The sequence below is a fragment of the Roseateles sp. YR242 genome, from assembly GCF_900109745.1.
Taxonomy (GTDB): Bacteria; Pseudomonadota; Gammaproteobacteria; order Burkholderiales; family Burkholderiaceae_C; genus Roseateles.
The window spans coordinates 1-1,880 of record NZ_FOAV01000034.1 but is presented as its reverse complement, the minus strand read 5'-3'; the positions used below and the strand labels follow the sequence as shown (position 1 = coordinate 1,880).

At 64.9% G+C, this 1,880-nt stretch carries 1 protein-coding gene; it reads left to right on the top strand.

Features of this window, described 5'->3' with window-relative positions; translation table 11 throughout:
• Window positions 1-1,797, top strand: a 1,797-nt coding sequence (locus tag BMY53_RS26155) for a hypothetical protein (RefSeq protein ID WP_177201054.1), incomplete at its 5' end; no start/stop codon positions are given.
• Window positions 1,798-1,880 lie beyond the last annotated feature (83 nt).

The following is a 1,880-nucleotide window of genomic DNA, read 5'->3' as shown; positions in this document are numbered from 1 at the left end:
CCGAGCCCTGTGCAGGCCACGGCCGACCCGGTGAGCCGCAAACGCCCGCTCGAACCGGATCAGCCGGGCGAAGGACCAAGCGGGATCGAGCGTGGCGAGATATTGCGCCAGTTGCTCCAGTTGCCGGAAGTCCCCCCGAAATTACCGGTCCTCCTGGAGTCTTCGGACCGGTTCAGTCAGAACCTGGCCCCTTCGCTGCTGCCTTCTCAGGAGGATCTGTTGGCGAATGATCCTCGCCACCAATTTGAAAGCGCGCAGGCAGCAGCCGATCCGGTGAGCCGGACACGCCCGTTGGTACCGGATCAAGCCCAGGCTCCGGCCGGTTTGCTGCTGCCATGGCAGCGGAAACTGTTGGATGCCGTCCCCCCAGTGACAAGTCAAACTCGTAGTGCACATGCCCGCAGGCTGATGCTGGCGCGGAACCTGTGGCCCCACCGGGCACGTATCGAGGATCTCGCGGCCCTGTCCGGTGCAGGTACGTGCATGGCGCGGGCCGCTCGCGGGCTGGTCGAATTCCCCGAGCTTCGGAGCCTGATGCGCCGGCATCCGCAAGGGTGGAATGAATCCGACCGCCACTATGCCCAGCGGCTTTTGGACGAGGGTGCCGCAGCGGAAGCATTAAGGTACGTATTCCACATTCCGCAGAAAGCCCTCGTTCCCGAGACGACGCGGGTGGAGGGGCGCGGGGCATCGCCACGGGTTTCGCCGCACCCCAGCGCGTCGGAAGTGCAGCCGGTCCAGCGGCTCCCCGGCGTGGAGCAGCGCACGGATGCACATGGCGGCGCAAAGAGCCTCTGGATTCCGCCTGTGGCTCCCGCGCCCTCGGGCCAGCCACCAAACGGCCACACCGATCCGGCACAGGCCCCTTTGTTACGCATCTGGCATGTGACTCTGTTGAGCACCGTCTCCCGCCGCCAAAATGAAACCAAGTGCGCTTACGCCCGCAGGCTGGTACTGGCGAAACACTTGTGGCCCTACCCTGCGTGTACCCTGGATATCGAGGTCATGACCGGTCTTGGTTCGCGTGCTGCGAAATGCATTCGAAGCCTGGCAGACCTTCCCAGGCTTGCGGATCTGATGCGCCAGAATGACCAGGATGGCAGTGAAACCGACCTCGACTATGCCCGGCGGCTTGTGGACCTGGGTGCCCCGGCGCTCGAGGTGTGCCGAGTATTCCAAACACGGGTGGAAGCCATACTCAAGCCGGCCAAGGGGCCCGTTTGGTCGGACGATCCGCCGGTCCAGGGGGGCGCCCGCGCGCCGGTGAGCACCAATGCAAATAGCAGCGCGGAGCTGCAGGGCTGGCAACAAACGTTGTTGGCGCTGGAGCCCCCACCAGCCGATGGCGCATTGGAGAGTCCGAGCGGCCATGCCCGGCGCCTGGTACTCGCGGCCGCTTCGCTGGGGCAATCTCTTTCCCTCCGGGATCTCATGTGGATGGCCAGCGTCGACTTGGATGCGGCAGTGCGTGCCCTGATGCTGCCAAAGCGGCCGAAGCTGTCGGCATTCATGCGCCATTGGCCGCAGCAACCCTCAGAGGACGATCAGCAATACGTCGATCGACTCAAGCGCGCAGGTGCGCCGCTGTGGGACTTGAAGGTGATCTTCCGGGTGGACATCGTCGATCAGCGATTGAACTCAGGCGAGCCATCGACGCCCCACTGGCGCACGATCCTGCCGCGGCCCTCTGAGAGCCCTGATCGGTCGATGTTGGCGGAGGGCGGATATACCGGTCCGCCGGCGGAGCCATCAACGGCTCCCAGCGTGTCCGGGCCTTCGTCAGACGCCGCGCCGTGACCTACCCGTAGCCGCTGACCTCTTCGATATCGATATGCCTGCGCGATTCCATCTTCTGACCTCACCGCCATCCATCGCGGACC